This is a genomic window from Streptomyces sp. GC420 (assembly GCF_009916105.1).
GTDB lineage: Bacteria > Actinomycetota > Actinomycetes > Streptomycetales > Streptomycetaceae > Streptomyces.
In genome coordinates this window covers 1-3,285 of the sequence record NZ_JAAAXQ010000585.1, presented here as the reverse complement: position 1 = coordinate 3,285, position 3,285 = coordinate 1, and the positions used below count along the sequence as shown (strand labels likewise).

1 protein-coding gene and 1 pseudogene are annotated in these 3,285 nt (G+C 76.3%); both read right to left on the bottom strand.

Annotated elements, in window-relative coordinates; translation table 11 throughout:
• Positions 1-157 precede the first annotated feature (157 nt).
• A pseudogene (locus GUY61_RS36495) lies at positions 158-946 on the bottom strand (ECF transporter S component); the annotation flags it as partial.
• Positions 947-1,422: 476 nt separating this feature from the next.
• On the bottom strand, positions 1,423-3,240 hold the full coding sequence (locus GUY61_RS36490; protein WP_166634593.1) for an ABC transporter ATP-binding protein: 1,818 nt from the start codon (positions 3,238-3,240) through the stop codon (positions 1,423-1,425).
• Positions 3,241-3,285: the final 45 nt, after the last annotated feature.

Below are 3,285 nucleotides of genomic sequence, written 5' to 3'. Positions count from 1 at the left end.
CCCCCCAGCTCCTGGTACACCCGGCGGGCGAAATCGTAGCCGTCTTCGGCCAGCAGGCGGGTGGGCCGCTTCTGCTGGGACGGCGCCGGCTCGCCGATGGCCGTGTACAGCGCTCCCAGGTCGCCCGCCTCCTGCTGCGCCTGTCGCTGGAGCCGGCCACCGGCGCGTGGAAGGCGGCCCGCCGAGTCGCCCGGCGCAGCGCCTTGAGGACCGTCGTACCCAGTGTCAGCGTCAGCACGACGGTGAGGATCGCCCGCCCCAGGTCCCAGCCCAGCGAGGTGGCCAGGCAGTAGGTGAGGAAGCGGACCAGGTTCTCGTGCAGCGGATCCCCGGGCACGAAGGAGATGCCGGAGGCCTGCCCGGGGACGATGGTCCAGCCGTACAGGTTCATCACCGTGCCGTAGGCCAGCGCGGCGAGCGCCCCGTAGAGGGCGAGCATCAGCACCTCGGCCCGGCCGCGCAGCCGGTCGGGGCCCGGCAGCAGCCCGGCTCCCATCGAGAACCAGCCCATGGACAGCATCTGGAACGGCATCCACGGACCCACCCCGCCGGTCAGCAGCGCCGACGCGAACATCGTGACCGAGCCCAGCACGAACCCGAACCCCGGCCCGAGGACCCGTCCGCTCAGCCCCATCAGGAAGAACATCGGCTCAAGCCCGGCGGTGCCGGCACCGAGCGGCCGCAGCGCGGCCCCCACGGCGGCCAGCACGCCCAGCATCGCAACGGCCTTGGCGTCCAGACCCGAGTCGGCGATGGTCGCCACCACCACCCCGACCAGCAGCGGCAGCAGTGCCGCGAACAGCCACGGGGCGGTCTGCGCGTGGGCGGTGAGCCCGGAGTCGCCGTCCGCGAGCAGCGGCCAGCTGAAGGCGATCACGCCGACGACCGAGACGAGGACGAGCGCGGCGACGGAACGCGGCCCGAGCCGGACGGGCCGAGCCTGTGCCGTCCGCCGTGCGGGACGTTCCCGTGCCGCCCGCCGTGCGGGACGAACGCGTGTCCGCCCGGTGGCCCGGGCATGGTCCGCCGGGTCGGCCGGGAGCCCTTCGGAGCCCGGCTCCGGGCCGGCCTCCGGTTCCGCGGCCGCCTCCGGGCGCCAGGGCGGGACGAAGGCCGCGGGGGTGGCCCGCTCCGGCCCCGCCGTCCGGTGGGCCGGCCCGTTTCCGGGCCCGCCCGATCCGGGGCCGCCCCGGCTCTCGCATTCTCCCGGGGCCGCTCCGGTGTCCGGCCCCTGACCGGGTGCCGGGTCCTTGCCGGTGTCCGCACTGGTGCCCCTACGGGTGTCCGCACCGGTGCCCGTAGCGGCGTCCGTGCGGGGTTCGCCCGTCGGACCTGGCGAGGGTGCCGCTCCGGGCCCGGCGGGGCCCGATCGCGCGAGGGGCTCCGGTCCTGGCAGCGGCCGGGGCCCAGGGTGGGAGCCGGTCATCGAGCCGTCGTCCCTTCGAGGGCGTCCCGCACCTGGTGCACCGTCAGCCAGTGCTGGGGGGCCAGGATCTTCGCCACCTGGGGGGCGAAGGCGGGGGAGGAGACCACCACGTCCGCGGTCGGGCCGTCGGCCACCATCTCGCCGTCGGCCAGGATCAGCACCCGGTGCGCGAGTTCGGCCGCCAGTTCCACGTCGTGCGTGGCCAGCAGGATCGCGTGGCCGTCCGCCGCGAGACCGCGCAGGATCCCCGTCAGACGGGACTTGGCGGCGTAGTCGAGACCGCGGGTCGGCTCGTCCAGGAGCAGCAGCGGGGGGCGGGCGGTCAGTACGACGGCCAGCGCGAGGGCGAGCCGCTGCCCCTCCGACAGGTCGCGGGGATGGGTGTCGTCGGCGACATCGGGCAGGAGTTCGCTCACCAGCGCCCGGCAACGGCCCGGCGCCGCCCCGGCGTCGGCGTCGGCCGCCGCGCACTCGGCGGCCACCGTGTCGGCGTACAGCAGGTCGCGGGGGTCCTGCGGTACGAGACCCACGTGCCGGATGAGCTCGCCCGGCGCGCTGCGGTGCGGGGCGAGCCCTCCCACCCTGATCGTTCCGGACACGGGCTCCACCAGCCCGACGAGGCTGCCGAGCAGCGTCGACTTGCCCGCCCCGTTGCGGCCCATCAGGGCGACGATCTCGCCGCCCCGGACGGTGAGGTCGATCCCGCGCAGCACTTCGGCGCGGCCGCGGCGGACCCGCAGCCCGGTGGTGAGCGCGGCAGGACCGCCGTCCCCCCTCCCCTTCCCGCCGCCGGGACCGGCCGCGGTGTGCCCGGCGCCGGGCCGGGCCCGGGCGGGCGGGGTACCGCGGTCCGGGTTCAGGAGCCGTCGCAGCAGTCCCGGCCGGCGCACCGGGCGCTCCCGCCCGGCGGGCGGCGTGCCGTCGGCGCCCGGCGGCTCGGTGGCGGGCCCGCCCTCGGCGTGCCGCGGCTCGGTCACCGATGCGGCCGGTCCGACGGCGTGCGCCAGCCGCTCCCGCAGCGGGCCCGCCGCACGGCGGGCGTCCCGCACGGACAGCGGAAGCGGCGACCAGCCGGCGAGGCGGCCGAGGCCGACGACGGGCGGATGGACCGGGGAGACCCGCATGACCTCGGCGGGCGCGCCCAGCACGGCGGGCTCCCCGCGGCCGGGGAGGAGCAGCACCTGGTCCGCGTACTGGACGACCCGTTCCAGGCGGTGCTCTGCCATCAGGACCGTGGTGCCGAGGTCGTGGACCAGCCGTTGCAGGACGGCCAGCACCTCCTCGGCGGCCGCCGGGTCGAGCGCGGAGGTCGGCTCGTCGAGGACGAGGACGCGTGGGTGGGGGGTGAGGACGGAGCCGATCGCGACGCGCTGCCGCTGACCGCCGGAGAGCGTGGTGATCGGCCGGTCGCGCAGGTCCGCGAGCCCGAGCAGGTCGAGGGTCTCCTCCACCCGGCGCCGCATCACGTCCGGCGGGACGCCGAGGGACTCCATTCCGTAGGCGAGTTCGTCCTCGACGGTGTCCGTGACGAAGTGGGCGAGCGGGTCCTGGCCCACCGTGCCCACCACATCGGCGAGTTCGCGCGGCCTGTGCGTACGCGTGTCCCGTCCGGCGACGGTCACCCGGCCGCTCAGCGTGCCGCCGGTGAAGTGGGGCACCAGTCCCGACACCGTGCCCAGGAGCGTGGACTTGCCGGCACCCGACGGGCCGACGAGCAGCACCAGCTCACCCTCGGGAACGGTCAGGTCGATTGCGGCGATGCTGGGGCCCGCCGCTCCTTCGTAGGTGACGGAGACCTCCTCGAACCGGATCACGGGGCCTCCTCGGCGGTGGGAGCGGTGGGAGCGGTGGGAACGGTG